Below are 16,728 nucleotides of genomic sequence, written 5' to 3'. Positions count from 1 at the left end.
CCATAGGCTGCAGCAAATGACCGATTCTGTACCGCTCCGCCTTGCTCGGACGGTGGTGGAGGCACCTTCTCCGGCCACCGGCTCGGCAATTCTGCGTCGCACCGTACGACGCCGTCGCGCCCGCCTGATCGTCTCGTCCCTGCTGTTCGGAGTGCATCAGCTGTGCGAAACGATGGTTCCGGTCGCGATCGGTCTGATCGTCTCGCGGGCGATCGACACCGGGGACGTGACGGCGATGATTCTCTCGCTGATCGGTCTTGCGGCCCTGTTCGTCACCCTCTCCTACGCCTGGCGTATCGGTGCCCGCATCATCGTCGTCGCCATCGAGCGGGAGGCGCATGCGGTGCGGGTGGAAGTCGCCGGACGCGTCCTCGATCCACGCGGACTGCGCACCGATTTGTCGGCAGGGGAGTTGCTAACGGTCTCGACGTCCGATGCCGAGAAGGAATCCTGGATCCTCGACCTGATCGCACGGGTCTTCGCCTCGGCCGTGGCGGTCGTTGCGTCGGCGGTGGCGCTGATCATCGTCGACGTTCCGCTCGGCCTCGCCGTGATCATCGGAACTCCGGTGATCCTGATTGCGCTGCAACGCCTCGCTCCGTTGCTCACCCGCGCCGCTACCGCGCAGCAAGCCGAGATCGCCGGGGTCTCGGGCATGGCCACCGATCTGGTCAGCGGAGTTCGGCCACTGCGCGGAATCGGAGCCGAGGACGCCGCAACACAGCGATTCGTGACGTCGAGTCGCGCGGCATTGGGTGCGACTCTGAAGCTGGCTCGTGCGAACAACGTCTATCAGGGCCTGGCGGCCGCGGTCAACGCGTTGCTCGCCGTCGGAATTGCCGGTACCGCAGGCTGGTTCGCGCTGCAGGGGCGTATCTCGGTCGGTGAGTTGATCACGGTCATCGGGCTCTCGCAGTTCGTCATCGAACCGCTGACCGGTTTGTCGAAAGTTCCCGGCGTGATTGCGATGGTGCGCGGATCGGCCGACCGGCTCGCCCTCGTGCTCGGCGCGGAACACGTTCTGCCGCAATCGGAGTCTGCGATACCTGCAGGGTCCGAACTCGTGGTGGACGAGGTTCGTTTCCGCTCGCTCGACGGGCTCTCCCTCCGCGCCGCCCCGGGCGAGATGCTCGGAGTGGTCGCCTACCGACCGCAGGACGGCGAAGCGCTCGCCGCAGTGCTGTCGGGTCAGATCTCCGACGCCGACTACACCGGAACTGTGCGAGTCGGTGGCATCCAGGCCGGAAAGATCGATCTACGACGCGCCCGCGAGACGGTCCTCGTCGAGCCCCACATCACGGACCTGTTCGCCGGAACCGTTCGCAGCAACGTCACCGCAGGGCGAGAGCGGCCAGACGCGGAACTCGACCGGATTCTGCAGGCCTCGGCAGCCACCGACGTCGTCGAACTGCACGAGGCCGGTCTCGATCACGCCGTCACCGACCGCGGAGCCAGCCTGTCCGGCGGCCAACGCCAGCGAGTCGCTCTGGCGCGCGCACTGTCCGTCGACGCCCCGGTCCTGGTGTTGCACGACCCGACCACGGCCGTCGACGCCGTCACCGAACACGCCATCGCCCGCGGCATCGCCGAGCTCCGCCACACCGAACGTGCCTCGCAGACAACAATTCTCATCACCACGAGCCCCGCGCTGCTGTCGGTGACCCATCGCGTTCTCGTGATCGACGACGGCCGCGTCGTCGCCGAGGGAGCGCACCACGATCTCGCGTCCTCGGACGCGCAGTACAAGGACACGGTGCTGCGATGACCGCCCCCGAACTGCTTCCGATCGCCTCCGGTGCGCGCTCCGGTCGGTGGCTCTTGGAACAGCTGCGCCTGCGGAAAGTTCGCACCGCAGTGACGCTGCTGCTCGGCGCGATTGCCGCGGCCATGTCGCTGGTGCCCGTCTACGTGCTCGGTATTCTGGTCGACCGCGTCCGCGACGGAGCTGGAACCGAGACGATCATCGGTGTCGTCGTCGTGATCTCGGTGGCCGCGGTGATCGGCGGAATCGTCACCGGCTTCAGCGGTTACCTGATCAGCACCCTCGGCGAGGGCATTCTCGCGTCGCTGCGCGAGGCCGTCGTGCGTCGCGCGCTGCACCTTCCGGTGGCCACGCTGGAGCGAGTAGGCAAGGGCGACCTGCTCTCTCGGGTGGGCGACGACGTCGCGGTGATGGCCAAATCGATCGGCGAGGTGATCCCGCAGCTCGTCGGAGCGGTTCTGCTCGTGTCCCTGAGCATGATCACGATGCTCGGCATCGACTGGCGTCTCGGACTCGCGGGACTGGTCGCATTGCCGATGTACGTACTCGCTCTGCGCTGGTACCTGCCGAGATCGGCTCCGCTGTACGCGGCCGAGCGAGTGGCGATGGGTGAGCGGGCACAGTCTTTCGTCAGCAGCATGCAAGGCGCAAAGACGGTGCGCGCCTACGGACTCGAAGCCGAACACCTCGGTGAGGTCGACCGAGCGTCGGCCAAGGCCCGAGACATCGGCATCGACGTCTTCCGATTGTTCACGCGGTTCGCCTCGCGGAACAACCGCGCCGAATGCGTCGGACTGTCGGTGATCCTGTTGGCCGGATTCCTGCTGGTACGAGGCGATTACGTCACCGTCGGCGAGACCACGGCTGCAGCGCTGCTGTTCCACCGGTTGTTCAATCCGATCGGCATGCTGCTGTTCACGTTCGACGACATCCAGTCCGCCGGTGCATCTCTGGCCCGACTTGTGGGCGTTATCGATATCGCCGACGAACGGCCCATCGGCGACGGTTCCGTGCCCGTCGACGCCACCCTCGAGGTCACCGATCTGCGGCACGCGTACGAGGCCGGCCACGAGGTGCTGCACGGGGTGAATCTGCGGGTCGACGCCGGCGAGACCGTGGCATTGGTCGGTTCCACCGGTGCAGGCAAATCGACGATCGCGGCCATCGCGGCCGGTTCCATGGCGTCGACGTCGGGGACGGTTCGGGTGGGCGGCGCGTCCCTGGATGCGTTGGGTCATCAGGGGTTACGGCGTCATGTCGCGATCGTAAGCCAGGAAGTACACGTCTTCGCCGGCCCACTGATCGACGATGTGTTGCTCGCGGCACCGGACGCCGGGCGCGCCGACGTCGAATCCGCGTTGCGCACCGTCGGAGCGTGGGGATGGGTCGAGGCGCTCTCGGAGGGCCTGGACACCGCGGTGGGTGAGGGTGGGCATCAGTTGACGGCGGCGCAGTCTCAGCAGTTGGCGTTGGCGAGGCTGGTCCTCGCGGATCCTGCCGTCGCGGTGTTGGACGAGGCCACCGCGGAGGCGGGCAGTTCCGGTGCGCGAGAGCTAGAAGCTGCCGCGGAGGCCGCGACGAGGGGACGCAGCACGTTGATCGTCGCGCATCGCCTGACGCAGGCCGCCGCGGCCGACCGGGTGGTGGTGCTCGAGCATGGACAGATCGTGGAGCAGGGCCCGCATGAAGTGCTGGTTGCGGCAGGTGGGCGATACGCGCAGTTGTGGGAGGCGTGGCAGGGCCGCTGATCGTATTAGTAATTTGCCTATAGGTCTTAGTTTTGGTTACGGTGTCCTCGAACGAGGAGGCCGCTATGGGACGTGCAGGGCTCACTGTCGAACGCATCGTGCGTGCGGGTGCGGATCTGGCCGATGAGGTGGGCTTCGATCGCGTCACCGCAAGCGAAGTAGCACGCCGTTTCGATGTCAAAGTGGCAAGCCTGTATTCGCATCTGAAGAACGCGCACGAGTTGAACGTCGGGATCGCGCTGCTGGCATTGGAAGAACTGGCCGATCGGGTGTCGGAAGCGCTGGCGGGCCGAGCAGGCAAGGACGCGTTGGTTGCCGTCGCCAACGCGTATCTCGACTACTCGCGTGAGCATCCCGGTCGTTACGCCGCGACGCAGTTCCCGCTCGATCACGAGACTGCTCGTGCGAGTGCGGGAGTGCGTCACTCGGCGATGATGAAAGCCATTCTCCGAGGTTACGACCTCGGGGAGGCCGATCAGGTGCACGCTGTTCGATTGTTGGGCAGTGTGTTTCACGGCTATGCGAGTCTTGATGCGGCGGGCTCGTTCGGTCACAGCGCGCCCGATTCGCAGGTCTCCTGGGTTCGTATTCTCGACGGAATCGATGCTCTGTTGAAACAGTGGAGGCAGTGACAATGCAACCGATCTCAGAACGCGACATCAGGTCGTCGTTCGTCAATTCGTCCAAGGGTGACGCCGGTCGGCTTTCCCTGCCCGAGATGTTCGACGCCGTGCCGTGGGACGACCTCGACTTTCTCGGGTGGACGGACCCCAAAATGGCCGGACGCAGTTACCTCGTCGTACCGCAGGTCGATCGGCTGCGCGGAATTGCGTTGCGATACAAGCCGGGTGGGCCCCGTAAGGCGCAGATGTGCAGCATCTGCCTCACCACGCACGCGAACGGCGGAGTCTCGCTGATGGCTGCTGCGAAGGCCGGGGAATCCGGTAGGCGCGGCAACACGGTGGGCACCTACATCTGCTCGGACCTCGCGTGTTCGCTGTATGCGCGCAAGAAGAAGACCCCGGCGCTGGGCCGTCAGTTCAAAGAAGACTTCGATGTCGAGACCCGCACCGCAGCAGTCAAAGACAACATCGACGCGTTCGTTGCTCGCGTTCTCGACTGATCACCGTTCGGTGTGTATCCGCACTCCGGTGTCCTCGGGTGCGAGGTCGTCACGCAGCACGAACTGTCGGTCGTAGTCGCCGCCGTTCTGGGTGCGGTAGGGGATGGGCTCGTCGGTGGGCAGGCCCTTCACTCGCTGAAGGAGCTCCGATTCTGCTGCAGGGTAATCGGTTTCGGTCATCCGGTCGGCGCTGGCCACAAGTACCGGTGGCAGCACGGACATGCCGGTGTAGAACAGGATGCCGTGCTGGATGGGGTACAGCATCTCGTCGAGTTCGCCGTTGATGCCGCGCGGGGAGACGGTGTGTTCGCTGCCGCCCATGCTGACGACGACCATCGCACGCTTTCCGGCGAGCGTGCCGTCCCCGTAGCGCCGCGAGCGGCCGTCCGCACGCCTGATGCCGTAGCCGAATCCCTCGACGAACACGCGATCCACCCAGCCCTTCATGATCGCGGGCATCGAGAACCACCACAGCGGAAACTGCAGCACGACGGCATCGGCACGCAGCAGCTTCTGTTGCTCGGCCACGATGTCCGGGGTCTGCATGCCCGCGGCGAGGGCCTTGCTCGACGCGGTCGCCACCTTGAATCGCTCGGCCGGATCGTGGCCGTAGTCTACTGGCTGGACCACTGGATTCCACTGCATCGCATACAGATCCGATTGCTCGACGGTATGGCCGTCTGAGCGGAGTTGTACGAGCGCCGCGTCGCGAAGGGAGCCGTTGAGGGAGCGAGGTTCGGGATGGGCGTAGACCCACAGAATGTTCATGCTCTCGATCCTGGGCTACGCCGCTGTCCGGAACCAGTGGCATGAAAGACAACATGTGAAAGAATTCGGCCAACCTCCCGCCGTGCGCGTTTTGCGTACCCAGGGATACGCAAAACGCGCACGACGGGAGGATCTCCACATGACACATCGCATAGCCGTCTACGTGCGCGATGGTCTCCTCGCCATGGAGCTGGGAATCGTGCATCGTCTGTTCGGGCAGGCGCAGTCCGAATCCGGTGAGGCGTTGTACGAGGTGATCACCTGTACCGATGTGCCTGGCGCGGTCCGTACCGACTCCGACGTTCGGATACTCGTCGAGCGAGGACTCGACGCGGTGGCCGAGGCCGACACCGTCATCGTGCCGGCCTCCGACGCCGACTATGCGTCCGACAGCGCTGTATCCATCGTGTTCGATGCGTTGTCGACCCAAAGGTTGGCGTCGATCTGTACTGGGTCGTTCGTGCTGGCTGCGGCGGGCGTGCTCGACGGCAAGAGAGCCACCACGCACTGGAAGTCGGCCGCTCGATTCGCCGAGCTGTATCCGCAAGTGCTGCTCGACCCCAACGTGCTCTATACCGACGACGGCAACGTGTTGACAGCGGCAGGGGAGGCCTCGGGAATCGATCTGTGTTTGTACATGATTCGACAGGACTTCGGAGCGGCAGTGGCCAATCGAGTGGCGCGCGGAACCGTCGTACCTCCCCATCGCAGCGGTGGGCAGGCGCAGTACATCGACACCCCGGTGCCGCGGACGCACAGTACGTCGACGGCCGACGCGCAGGAATGGGCGCTGCGCAATCTGGGGTCGGCCCTGTCCGTGGAGGATCTGGCCCGGCACCAGGCGATGAGTGTGCGGACGTTCTCACGCAGGTTCGTCGCCGAAGTCGGTGTCTCCCCGGCTCGATGGATCGTGGCGCAACGTGTGCAGCGGGCGCGAGAAATGCTGGAGAACACGGACCTGACCATCGAGCGCATCGCACACGACACGGGATTCGGCACTGCTACATCGCTGCGGAACCAGATTGCCGCTGAACTGGGAGTCTCGCCGAGTGCGTATCGGGCGACGTTCCGGGTTGGCGGCTGACTCACCTATCACGAGCCACCGACAGGTTTCGGTCAGCGAATACTTATGTAGGACAATAGTTTTCGATTTGACTATGGTTGCGAGTCGAACGCCTGTTCGATACACTTGCTCTCATGACCGCAGCGATCTGGCAACTGAGCGAGAGTGAACTCCTCGCCGACGCCGCCGTGGTCTCCCACCAGATCCAACTGCTCGAAGCCCGACGTATTGCTCTCGTCGCAGAGATCGACACCCGCGTCTCCCGGGAGAAACTCGGCTTCCCCGGCCCTGCAGGCTGGCTGACCTCCACTACCCTGCTGTCCCCCAGCAAAGCCAACAAGATCGTCGCCCTCGGCCGCGGGTTGAAGGACTTTCCCGACATCGCCGACGCCATCGACACCGGCGTGATGTCCGTCGACCACGCTGCCCTGATCCTCACCTTCGCCGAAACACCCCCGAAGAACCTCCCCCAGGCAGGACAAGACATCGCACGTGCTGCCTTGGTGAAAGCAGCGATCGGGCCGGGAGCCCAGACCGGCCGGCTCCGCGCGGCGATCACCCGCCTGCACGACACCTACGGCAGCAAGAAGCCACCCGCCGAAGACACCGACCGCAACGAACTCTTCGCCTCGAAAACCTTGAACGGGCGACTGGTCATGAAAGGTGGCTTCGACGCGGTCACCGGAGAAAAACTCCTCACCGCACTCTCACCACTGACCGAACACCAACCAGCGGCCGACGGCACCCCCGACGAACGATCCCCCGCCAAACGCCGCGCCGACGCCCTCGAGCACATCCTCGACCAGTACCTCGCATCGAGTGATCGACCCATCGAAGGCGGCGAGAGACCGCATGTGAACCTGCACATCACCCTGCGTGACCTCACCGACCTCCGCGACAGCGCCGACAGTGCCGACGACGACGTCGACGATATCGCGGACGACGAGAACTCGCGCACTGCAACAGAAACCGACATCAGCGCGGACGCGGTCGACATCAACACCGGCGAACCGATCCACCCCGACGGGGCCGACGATGCGGATGGACGTTCCGTCTCCGACAGCTCGAGAACCCCTGCCGAATCGGATGCTTCGGAGCAGGGCGCCGACAATGACGGTGACGGTGACGGTGACGGTGACGGCGACGGCGACGGTGACGGCGGTGCCGCAGCGGATCGTGGCGCGTACCGCGACCTGTTCGGTGACGGCACCACCGTGGGCCGGCTTCCCTGGATGGGGCCACTGTCCCGCAACACCTCTCGGCAGTTGGCGTGCGACTGTGTCCTCACGGCCATCGTCATGGACGAGAATGGCTCCCCGATCAACCTCGCCCGCACCGCCCGCACCGTCACCGCCAAACAACGCAGAGCCCTCATCGCAAGAGATCACACCTGCGCCTTCCCCGGCTGCGGCAAACCCGCATCCTGGACCGAAGCGCACCACATCTGGCACTGGGCCGATGGTGGCCCCACCGACATGAACAACCTCGTCCTGCTCTGCGGATTCCACCACCGACTCCTCCACCACAGTGACTGGGAAGTGTTCATCGGCACCGACAACCACCCGTGGTTCGTGCCACCCGCATCCGTCGACCCGTACCGACAACCGAGACCATCGCACGCCCGAGCAGGCCCCCACATCGCCTGAACCGGCCCGCACCATTCACAAACGACACCAGCCCCGCACCGAGAGCACGGTGCGGGGCTGGAGGAGGTTGTCCCTCGAACTAATTCGAGCGGTCAGTCCTTGTTCTTCTCCGCGATGAACAGTTTCTCGATGCGCTCCGCCTCGTCCTTCTTGGCGGCGGCTTCCTCGGAACGTTCTGCGGCTTCGGCCAATTCGGCCTCGGACGGTGCTGCAGCCAACTTCTCTTGCTTGTCGACCTGAGCCTGCTGAGCCTTCTTGCGATCCTCGGCGGCCTTTGCGGTGGCTGCGGCCTGCTCGTCGGCCTTCTTCTTCTCCGCGGCGGCCTTGCGCTCGGCGTCCTGAGCGGCCTCGCGCTTGCGCTGCTCCGCCTGCTGGCGGGCGTCACGTGCCGCTTCTTGGGCTGCGGCGTCGGCTGCGCGGCGATCCTTCTCGGCGGTCTCGCGAGCAATCTTCAGCTCGTCGTTCGCTGCGGCCTTCTTCGCCCGCGCCTCGGCGTCGAGTCGCGCTGCTTCGGCGCGGTTCTCGGTGCTGTCGACGAGGGTCTCACCGCGGTCGGCGAGGTTCTTGTCTCCCAACAGGTTTCCGACTGCGCGGTCGAGTGATCCGAACGTGTGCTCGTACACCAGACGCGCGGGTGATTCCGCATTCATCTTCTCGACGACGTTGGTCTCGATGAGCTGCAACGGAATTCGAGCGATCTTGTACTGGATTCGAAGGATGGTCAGTGGTAGGGCCAAAACACTCATGAAGCGGAACTCCTAAATCGGCGGTAATGGGTCAAGCCTGGTTACGAAGCTCTTCGGCCTTCTTGCGATCGGCTTCGGCCTGACGAAGTGCTTCCTGATGCTTCTGCGCGGCCACCATCTCGTCGGAGTCCGCAGCAGCTTGCTCGATGCGTCGCTCTTCCGCGGCTTCGATCTGCTCGGCGGTCGCGTCGACCTCCGCGGCTGCGCGTTCCTGCGCGACGGCTTCACGCTTGTTCTGCTCGGCCGCGGCTACCTGCGTTTGCCTCACCCGATCTGCCTGCGCCTCGGTGACTGCGGCATTGTCCTCCGCGGCCTCACGGCGGCTCTCCGCGGCGGTGCGCACATCGGCCAATTCTTCGGCGGCTTCGGTGGCTTGTGCCTCGGCCACGCGCTCCGTGGCGTTGGCTTCCTTGTGTTCGCGGGCCTGAGCGGCCTGCAACTGGCCCTCGGCTGTCAACGAGTCGTTGCCGGTCACAGCACCCACGACCTCTTTGGCCTTGCCCTTGATTCCGTCGAGCAATCCCTTGCGTGCTTCGCCAGCTACGTTCTCGTCAGTCATGTAACACCAGGTACCCACTGGCCGTTCGAGTAACCCCATGTCGGCACCGAACGATACGATCGCCGACGGACGAATCAGCTGTGAGGAGACGTATGCCTATCGCCAAGATCAACGGTATCGACGTGAACTACCAGGTCAAGGGCATCGGCGACCTGGTAGTTCTCATCATGGGTACCGGTAGCCCCGGCCGAGTGTGGGAACTGCATCAAGTGCCCGCTCTCACAGCAGCGGGCTATCGAGTGTGCACGTTCGACAATCGAGGCATCGCTCCGTCGTCGGAGAGCACCAACGGCATCACCATCGAGGCCATGGTCGCCGACACCGCCGGTCTGATCGAGCTCGTCCGCAACGGCGACGAGAAGGCTTATGTCGTCGGGACGTCGATGGGCTCACGCGTCGCGCAGGAACTTGCTCTGAGCCGGCCCGACCTGGTCCGCAAAGCCGTGTTCCTCGCCGGTCACGCCCGGGTCGACGAGTTTCAGAAGACCCTCGCGCACGGGGAACGAGCCCTGTACGACAAGCGCGTCGAGCTCCCGGGCACGTACTCGGCCGCGGTGACGGCGGTGATGAACCTGTCGCCTGCGACGTTGCGAGATGCCCGCGCAGCGCGCGACTGGCTCGACCTGTTCGAATTCTCGGCATCGTCACCGTCCGCTGGGGTGCGCGCTCAGCTGGGTATGGAGGACGATTTCGATCGAACTGCGGCGTACCGCCGCGTGAGCGTGCCGTGCTTGTCGGTGGGGTTCGCCGACGATCGGATGATCCCCGCCTACCTGGGAAAGGAGCTGGCCGACGCGATTCCGGGGGCTCGGTACGTGGAGATCGCGGACGCTGGGCACTACGGATATCTGGAACGACCCGAGGCCGTCAATGCGCAGTTGCTCGACTTCTTGAAGGCCTGACGGCACCACAGCCCGACCTGCGTTGCTAGGGTCGTGTGGCACCTCACGGTGCAGACTTACCAACCAAACGTTCGCGACGAGTGAGGCGAGATGAGTACCAACCCGTTCGATGACGAAGACGGACGCTTCTTCGTGCTGGTCAACGACGAAGACCAGCATTCGCTGTGGCCGACGTTCTCCGAGGTCCCTCAGGGATGGCGTGTCGTCTTCGGTGAAGACACCCGCGCCGCGTGCTTGGAATACGTCGAGAAGAACTGGACCGACATGCGTCCGCGCAGCCTGCGTGAGGCCATGGAGGCCGACGCTGCTGCACGCGCATCCGCTGAGGGAACCCCCAGCACCGAGGCTTGAGTTCCGCCTTCTACGAAGGACTCGTACCGCGCCGCCGACGAACCGTCGGTCGGCGCGGTTCTTCTTTGCGGCGAAGCGTCGGGCGCAGTAGTTCCTCGGTGCGCGCCAGGATCCGGGGTCGACGCAGTGTTCGTGCGCCCCACTCACCCAGTGTGACGCCCGCCGCCAGACCGCAGCCGATGCCGAACGCGGCGAACAGCGAGCTGATGCCGAGCAGCAACTGGTCGTTGAGAATCGCGTAGAGACCCCGGTAGAGCGACAGTCCGGGGAGCAACGGCGTGATGCCTGCGACGGCGACGATGAGCGGCGGAATTAGCGCTCGACGCGCGAGCAGCCCGCCGGCGAATCCGACGACGGTGGCCGCGATGGCCGACGCGATGATCGGGCCCACGGCCAGCGTCTGCGACATCAGGTAGACCAGCGCGCCCGCGAAACCGCCCATGAACGCAGCAGTCAGAGCGCGCTGTTCGGCGTAGCAGGCCAGCGCGTAGAAGAGCGACGCCACAGCGCCGGCGAGAACCTTGGTGGGCACCTGTATGAGTTCGGGGGGAGGCAGGTTGCTGATCTGCGGCAGGTCGCTTCCGATCAATGCTGCCAGCCGTAGTGACGTGGCCACGCCCGCGATGATTCCGCCCGTCATCATCAACACTTCGAAGAATCTGGCCGACGCCGTGATCGGTGCTCCGGTGATCGCATCCTGCACCGAGCCGACGAGAGAGAGCCCAGACAACAGCACCGTCACCCCGGCACCGATGATCACCGACGGAGAAATGCTGATGTTGAGTTGCTCTTGGAAGTTGTACAGAGTGATCGCGGGGGTTGCCGCCACGAATCCGCCCACCACCTGCTGAAAGAAGAACGGCAGGCCGGCGCGGTTGAGGATGCGGCCGATTCGGTCGATCACCATCGTCGTCAGGAAGCTCACGACGGCCACCAACGCGCCGCCGCCGAGCAGCACACCGATCGCTGCCGCCATTCCTGCCCACGCGAAGGTCGCGATCCACCGGTTGTACGGGTGTGGGGCCGAGGTGATCTCGTCGAGGCGATCACGCGCGATGCTCGGCGGCACCACCTTGACGCGCACCGAGCGGATCAAGCGGTCGACCGCGGACAGACGCGTGAAGTCCATCGAGCGGTAATGCACGATGCGCATCGTCGACGCCGGAGGACGCGTCGGACCACGGTGTGCGCTCAGAGTGATCGAGTTGTAGGTGACATCGACATCGCATCGCGCGAGGCCGTACGTCGCCGCGATGAACTGCACCTGCGTCGCCGTGTCCACAGCAGAGGTGCCCGACGCCAACAACACCTCGCCGACACGAACCGCCAGTTCCAGGACCTCGGCGACCGACGCATCGTCAGTCAGATCGATCGGACGAAGGGGCGACGGCGCTGCGGTCGGCGTATCGATGGTGGCCCGACGCTCACCGGTGAGACGGCTCAACGAAGCCGTCAGGTCTTGCAGGAAAGTCATGACCGTCTTTACACGTTGCTGGGGTGATCCACGGACAAGGTACCTGTTGACACTGAGCGTCCGATGAACGGATATGCTGGGCTCGCTTCACTGCCTCCTTAGCTCAGCGGTAGAGCACTCGCCTTGTAAGCGAGCGGTCAACGGTTCAATCCCGTTAGGAGGCTCCATCGCTCCGATCCCGCTGCTGGGGGTCGGAGTTTTTCTCGCGCCTCTGTGGATCAGTTCCTCGATTTCGTAGATCCGACGCCGATCGGGGTCGGGTATCCGAAGCGGAGGAGCCGATTCGAGGCCGTGGGCCACATCGACCCTTGCCGCGAGAATTCACGCCCGGTGCGCGGGGCGTCGATTACGGCGAAGGGCGTGGATCCGAGTGGTTTTCGCCCGAGTTCGCTGGCGGGACTACGCGACAAGGGCCATGGCTGGGTTCTAGACTCGGCCCATGAATGACAAGAGACTGTGGATCGTCGGTGGGGTCTTGTTCATCATCGCAGCCGTGGCGAGCCTGATCGGGGGCAGCGTCGGCGTCGCTATAGCGCTGCTCGTGGTGGGTATTCTGTTCCTCGCGATGCCGCGCTACCTCGCCCGCAACAACCGCAGCTAGCGCAAACTGTCCGCAACTGCGTCGTTGGCGGTGCGGTAGCGACAACCTTCTACCGCCTGGCTGGCTGCAATCGAGCGTGTGGGGCAGCCCGCCCGGTCGGAGAAGGCCTGATTGGTTGCTGCGCAACGTTTCTGGTGCTTTCGTTGCACGAAGAGGGCGCGAAGTCGCGGATGGCATCGATGTGGTCGAGTTGCTGCCCGTCAGTCGGTCTTGTCCTGGGGAGCGATCGGGGCCATCTCGACGGCGAATTCGGTGGCCATTCTTGTGGACAGTGCCTGTGCCGCCGACAGCGGACGCACCATCACGGTGAAGTCGTCGATCAGGCCATCGGAATCGAGGTGGAGGATGTCGCAGCCGTGGACGGTCACATCGTCGATGCGGGCCTCGAAGAACAGGACGTGATCGCGGCCGCCGACGTCTTCGACGGTTCGGACGTAGTGGAGGTCGCTGAAAACTCGTGTGACAGCGCGCAGGATCGCCGCGGTCGTCTGCTTGCCACGATAGGGCTTGAAGGCGACGGGTGAGCTGAAGGCAACGTTCTCAGCCAGTGTCGAAGCCATGGCGTCGTGGTCGTTTGCCTCGACGGCTTGTCGGAACTGTTGCACGTGGCATCTCCTGAGTGAGGCCGGGCCGGGGTGGTCCCATGATGGGGTTCTCTCCGCGGACCTTACACAACTTTGCGACTATGGACTCGGATTTGCGAAAGGCTCTGCCGCTCTCATGTGTGACCGGCGCGAGCGTCGAGTACTTCGAGCACGCGGGCACCCCAGCGTAGCGATTCTTCCTCGAACATCCGCCCCCGCATCAGTGTGAGGTACGGGCCGATGCGATCTGCGGTCGCCAGGAAGTCCGTCTCGGTGCGTCCGTCGAGCAGGCGGTGCGCCATCCGGTCGTACCGGGCCAGCTTGTCGCGCGAGAGCTGCATCCGGTCTCGGATCGCGGCCGTCATCGGCTCGAGGTCGCCGGCCTCCAAAGCGTGGATTGCGACCAGATGCTCGTCGCGGATCGCAGGAAGTTTCGATCGTCTGTGACTGACCTGGCGCAGCGCTGCCCGGCCCTTGTCGGTCAGGCTGAACAGCCGTTTGTTGGGTCGGCCGTCCTGCTCCACCAGTCGAGCCGAGATCACTTCGTCTCGATCCATTCGATCGAGCTCTCGGTAGAGCTGCTGGGGAGTGGCGGTCCAGAAGTTGGCGACGGTGGCATCGAACGCCTTGGACAGGTCGTAACCCGACTTCTCCCCGTCGACCAGCGCAGCGAGCACGGCATCACGTAGCGACATGATTCGGCACAGTACCCGTCGACCACGCTGCTCGATGTCTGGCCGTAGTCAATTTGTTGTATATTGACAGCGTCTTATGAAGGAGCAGTAGACATGGTGAAGCAAAAAGAACCGGTGCGTTACGTAGCCCTCGGCGACAGCCAGACGGAGGGGCTGAACGATGGTGACCAGGAAACAGGCTTTCGTGGATGGGCCGATCGGCTCGCCGAGCACATGGCCGAGGGCGAAGGCGGAGCCGTCTACGCCAATCTCGCGGTGCGTGGTCGCAAGGCCGCGGAGGTCAGGGCGGAGCAGTTGCCCGCCGCTCTGGCGTTGAGGCCGACGATCGCGTCCGTCGCTGCCGGCGTCAACGACATTTTGCGTCCGCATTTCGATGCGCGGACCGTGGCCGATGAGCTGGGCGCAATGTTCGCTGCGTTGCGGTCGGCCGACGCTGCCGTCATCACGATGACGTTTCCCCGTCTTGCTCACCCGGTCCCGGGTAAGGCGGTCATTGCGAGGCGTATGACCGAACTGAACGCCGAGATCCGCAGAGTCGCAGAGGAATTCGGTGTCGCAGTGATCGACCTCGAGCAGCATGATGTGGCCTCGGACCCGCGGCTGTGGAGCTGGGATCGTCTGCATCTCAACGAGACAGGACATGCGCGGCTTGCCGCCGCAGCCGCGTACGCACTCGGTCTACCCGGTGCAACCGACGCATGGAATCGCCCCCTGGCACCGCTGACGCGCCCGAACCCCTTCTCGCGAGTTCGTGCCGACCTGACCTGGGCTGGAATGTTCCTCGCGCCGTGGTTGGCTCGCCGAGTCCGTAGACGCTCCTCGGGCCACAGTCGTACGGCGAAGCGGCCTCAGCTGACATCGGTCGGGTAGGGCTGCTGCTCGGGGGAGCAGTGCATGGGACACCGCTCGCCGAAGCGGTGGTCCCCCTGAACGCCCCGGTCGATCTTGCCTCCGCGAACAGATGAGGTGCTGACCTGGCTGGAGCTCGATTGTGAATGCCGTCGGGTGCTGGTTCACGAGTTCGCTGGCGTAGGGCATCATGAGCTCATGAGTGATCTCGAGTACCTCGCCACTTTGCTTGCCGGACTGGATGCTGGGATCGCGCGAGTCTCTGCTGCTGAATCGGGCTCGGACGAGCATTCGTCTGCCGTCGACGACGCGGTCGATGCCGTTTTGCGGCTGCGCTCGAAGGTCAAAGCCGGATACTCGGGCAAGAAGGCCTACTACATCGCAGTGTCGACCGATCCACACGGAATCAGGGTCGAAGGGATTGCAGCCTTGCAGGGCAAACGGGCTCACGACCTGGTGCGAGACGGCGGTTGGATGCATGCCGATTCCAGCACGGTGCTCGACCTTCTCGATGACGATCAGCTCGGTCGGTACAAGGCCATCGCGGGCCGCGGCGTGGCGCAGACCTTTCGAGACGCGCGTGAATACCTCTCCGTGGCAACAGGTCTCGCGGAAAAGTAGACGACGGCAGTGCCGAAGTCCGGCCTGGAACGATGATCGGCGTGCAAGGTATCCCCGCGGATCGTCGGCTGTATGTGGTTGTCTCCCAACGTACGTGAAAGCGAGCGATCAACGGCTCGATCCCGTGATGAGGCTCCACGAGACGGCCCTGACCTGTGACTGTGGTCGGTGCCGTCCCTCGTGCAGATGTGATGGTCTTACACGGCAACAGTTTCGTGCATCGGGGCCGCCGGCAGCGGAGGCTGAGTGCGCTGCCACGCTGATCCGTAACGCGTGTACTGGGCCGGAGCTTGGATCGGTGACGAAAGGCGCTGCGAGGGACCGTTATCAGAGCTTCGACAAGCAGCGCGCCCTCGAATCGGCGATGGACATGTTCTGGCAACATGGCTACGAGGGGACGTCGGTCAGCGAGTTGTATGCAGGTATCGGCATCAAACCTCCGAGTCTCTACGCGGCGTTCGGTAGCAAAGCGCCTGACGTGCTCACCCTCACCGAATCAGTGCTGTATCGAACGTGATCGAGCCCACCACTGCTTGGCCTGCTCTGCACTGTGTTCGGCGAGATCGCGTGCAAACCCCATCCCCACGAAGTGGTTGACCGCCATCGGTTGCAGCACCTCCGACACCGGATCGGTGAGCTGCACAAAGTGTCCACTTGCTTCCAGTGTGACGAAACCGTGTACGAGACTCCATAATTCGGCGGCAATTTGCTCGCCCGTGAGCGGTGTTGCGCCGTCGCTGATGCGCGCGAGCCTCTCGCAGGTCGCGGCGAGGACCGCGTAGGCAGGTCCGAAGCCTTCGGCCGAGATGCGGTCCGCCGAGGCGACATAGCGATACGTCCCGCGGGTCGACAGACCGAACATCATGTCGTAGAGGTGCGCGTTCTGCTGCGCCATCTCGCGAGTGGACAGCGCCATCGCGAACAACTGAGCGCCCACATCGAGGTCGGCCTCCGACGCGTCCACCAGAGCCGTGCGGAGCGCAGCATATCCCCGGATCACCACCGCCTGCAGCAACTCCTGTAATCCGCCGAAGTGGTGGTAGACGGCGATGGTGGAGACGCCTGCCCCGTCGGTGATGCGCCGCACCTTCAGTTCCGACGGCCCGGATTCGGCCAGTAGCTCGATGGCGGCACGTATCAGTCGCTCCGGCACCGGCTCGTCGTCGATCTGGGCGACGTCAGGAGCGTGTGCAGGCGGCATCTTGCCATGATCCCACATCGGGTGTTGCTGTCTGG

Annotated in this window: 19 protein-coding genes and 1 tRNA gene; 13 read left to right on the top strand and 7 right to left on the bottom strand. The window is 64.4% G+C overall.

The window, feature by feature from the left end; all coding sequences use genetic code 11:
- Positions 1–16 precede the first annotated feature (16 nt).
- From ACNEOT_RS18380 to ACNEOT_RS18365, 4 genes are all read left to right on the top strand, one after another.
- Positions 17–1,765, top strand: coding sequence for an ABC transporter ATP-binding protein (locus ACNEOT_RS18380; protein WP_415975791.1), 1,749 nt, complete (start codon positions 17–19; stop codon positions 1,763–1,765).
- On the top strand, positions 1,762–3,510 hold the full coding sequence (locus tag ACNEOT_RS18375) for an ABC transporter ATP-binding protein (protein WP_415975790.1): 1,749 nt from the start codon (positions 1,762–1,764) through the stop codon (positions 3,508–3,510). The genes ACNEOT_RS18380 and ACNEOT_RS18375 overlap by 4 nt, the downstream gene beginning before the upstream one ends.
- A gap of 65 nt (positions 3,511–3,575) precedes the next feature.
- Positions 3,576–4,142 carry a TetR/AcrR family transcriptional regulator gene (locus ACNEOT_RS18370; protein ID WP_415975789.1) on the top strand — a complete coding sequence of 189 codons (567 nt, stop codon included), beginning with the start codon at positions 3,576–3,578 and terminating at the stop codon, positions 4,140–4,142.
- Between the two features lie 2 nt (positions 4,143–4,144).
- Entirely contained in the window at positions 4,145–4,633 is a 489-nt protein-coding gene (locus ACNEOT_RS18365; protein WP_415976360.1) for an FBP domain-containing protein, read from the top strand.
- Here the strand turns inward: ACNEOT_RS18365 and ACNEOT_RS18360 are convergent, their stop codons facing one another.
- Entirely contained in the window at positions 4,634–5,401 is a 768-nt protein-coding gene (locus ACNEOT_RS18360) for an NAD(P)H-dependent oxidoreductase (protein ID WP_415975788.1), read from the bottom strand.
- 139 nt (positions 5,402–5,540) lie between these two features.
- Between ACNEOT_RS18360 and ACNEOT_RS18355 the strand changes: the two genes are divergently transcribed.
- Together ACNEOT_RS18355 and ACNEOT_RS18350 are read left to right on the top strand one after the other, a co-directional pair.
- The gene (locus ACNEOT_RS18355) at positions 5,541–6,485 is read left to right on the top strand and encodes a GlxA family transcriptional regulator (protein ID WP_415975786.1); all 945 of its coding nucleotides are present in this window, start codon (positions 5,541–5,543) and stop codon (positions 6,483–6,485) included.
- 113 nt (positions 6,486–6,598) lie between these two features.
- Positions 6,599–8,110 carry a DUF222 domain-containing protein gene (locus ACNEOT_RS18350; RefSeq protein WP_415975785.1) on the top strand — a complete coding sequence of 504 codons (1,512 nt, stop codon included), beginning with the start codon at positions 6,599–6,601 and terminating at the stop codon, positions 8,108–8,110.
- 92 nt (positions 8,111–8,202) lie between these two features.
- Here ACNEOT_RS18350 and ACNEOT_RS18345 read toward each other — a convergent pair whose 3' ends face one another.
- Both ACNEOT_RS18345 and ACNEOT_RS18340 read right to left on the bottom strand, forming a co-directional pair.
- On the bottom strand, positions 8,203–8,856 hold the full coding sequence (locus ACNEOT_RS18345; protein ID WP_415975784.1) for a hypothetical protein: 654 nt from the start codon (positions 8,854–8,856) through the stop codon (positions 8,203–8,205).
- Positions 8,857–8,887: 31 nt separating this feature from the next.
- Complete coding sequence (locus ACNEOT_RS18340; RefSeq protein WP_415975783.1) at positions 8,888–9,415, bottom strand: general stress protein CsbD; 528 nt, start codon at positions 9,413–9,415, stop codon at positions 8,888–8,890.
- A gap of 92 nt (positions 9,416–9,507) precedes the next feature.
- Here ACNEOT_RS18340 and ACNEOT_RS18335 point away from each other — a divergent pair, with 92 nt between their 5' ends.
- Together ACNEOT_RS18335 and ACNEOT_RS18330 are read left to right on the top strand one after the other, a co-directional pair.
- Positions 9,508–10,317 (top strand): alpha/beta fold hydrolase, encoded by an 810-nt coding sequence (locus tag ACNEOT_RS18335; RefSeq protein WP_415975782.1) that lies wholly within the window; start codon positions 9,508–9,510, stop codon positions 10,315–10,317.
- Positions 10,318–10,407: 90 nt separating this feature from the next.
- Positions 10,408–10,668 carry an MbtH family protein gene (locus ACNEOT_RS18330; protein ID WP_008710007.1) on the top strand — a complete coding sequence of 87 codons (261 nt, stop codon included), beginning with the start codon at positions 10,408–10,410 and terminating at the stop codon, positions 10,666–10,668.
- A 10-nt stretch (positions 10,669–10,678) separates the two neighbouring features.
- Here the strand turns inward: ACNEOT_RS18330 and ACNEOT_RS18325 are convergent, their stop codons facing one another.
- Positions 10,679–12,142 carry a threonine/serine ThrE exporter family protein gene (locus ACNEOT_RS18325; protein WP_415975781.1) on the bottom strand — a complete coding sequence of 488 codons (1,464 nt, stop codon included), beginning with the start codon at positions 12,140–12,142 and terminating at the stop codon, positions 10,679–10,681.
- 92 nt (positions 12,143–12,234) lie between these two features.
- Here ACNEOT_RS18325 and ACNEOT_RS18320 point away from each other — a divergent pair.
- Together ACNEOT_RS18320 and ACNEOT_RS18315 are read left to right on the top strand one after the other, a co-directional pair.
- Positions 12,235–12,309: transfer RNA gene (locus ACNEOT_RS18320), tRNA-Thr, on the top strand.
- A 272-nt stretch (positions 12,310–12,581) separates the two neighbouring features.
- On the top strand, positions 12,582–12,743 hold the full coding sequence (locus ACNEOT_RS18315; protein WP_415975778.1) for a hypothetical protein: 162 nt from the start codon (positions 12,582–12,584) through the stop codon (positions 12,741–12,743).
- Positions 12,744–12,943: 200 nt separating this feature from the next.
- Here ACNEOT_RS18315 and ACNEOT_RS18310 read toward each other — a convergent pair whose 3' ends face one another.
- On the bottom strand, positions 12,944–13,348 hold the full coding sequence (locus ACNEOT_RS18310) for a nuclear transport factor 2 family protein (RefSeq protein ID WP_415975777.1): 405 nt from the start codon (positions 13,346–13,348) through the stop codon (positions 12,944–12,946).
- Positions 13,349–13,461: 113 nt separating this feature from the next.
- A complete protein-coding gene (locus ACNEOT_RS18305; protein ID WP_415975775.1) occupies positions 13,462–14,022 on the bottom strand; it encodes a PadR family transcriptional regulator in 561 nt (186 codons plus the stop codon).
- A gap of 93 nt (positions 14,023–14,115) precedes the next feature.
- On the opposite strand from ACNEOT_RS18305, the gene ACNEOT_RS18300 reads away from it, so the two are divergent.
- The 3 genes from ACNEOT_RS18300 (at position 14,116) to ACNEOT_RS18290 (ending at position 16,009) form a co-directional block, all read left to right on the top strand.
- Positions 14,116–14,892, top strand: a complete 777-nt coding sequence (locus ACNEOT_RS18300) for an SGNH/GDSL hydrolase family protein (protein ID WP_415975773.1) — start codon at positions 14,116–14,118, stop codon at positions 14,890–14,892.
- Between the two features lie 177 nt (positions 14,893–15,069).
- Entirely contained in the window at positions 15,070–15,492 is a 423-nt protein-coding gene (locus ACNEOT_RS18295; protein ID WP_415975772.1) for a phosphate acetyltransferase, read from the top strand.
- Between the two features lie 298 nt (positions 15,493–15,790).
- Complete coding sequence (locus ACNEOT_RS18290; protein ID WP_415975771.1) at positions 15,791–16,009, top strand: TetR/AcrR family transcriptional regulator; 219 nt, start codon at positions 15,791–15,793, stop codon at positions 16,007–16,009.
- Here the strand turns inward: ACNEOT_RS18290 and ACNEOT_RS18285 are convergent.
- On the bottom strand, positions 15,989–16,693 hold the full coding sequence (locus ACNEOT_RS18285; protein ID WP_415975769.1) for a TetR/AcrR family transcriptional regulator: 705 nt from the start codon (positions 16,691–16,693) through the stop codon (positions 15,989–15,991). The two genes, ACNEOT_RS18290 and ACNEOT_RS18285, sit on opposite strands and share 21 nt — an antisense overlap.
- Between the last annotated feature and the right edge of the window lie 35 nt (positions 16,694–16,728).

Source organism: Rhodococcus sp. 077-4, assembly GCF_047782425.1.
Classification (GTDB): Bacteria; Actinomycetota; Actinomycetes; order Mycobacteriales; family Mycobacteriaceae; genus Rhodococcoides.
Note: the sequence above shows the minus strand (reverse complement) of the source record. Positions and strands in the feature narration are given on the sequence as shown.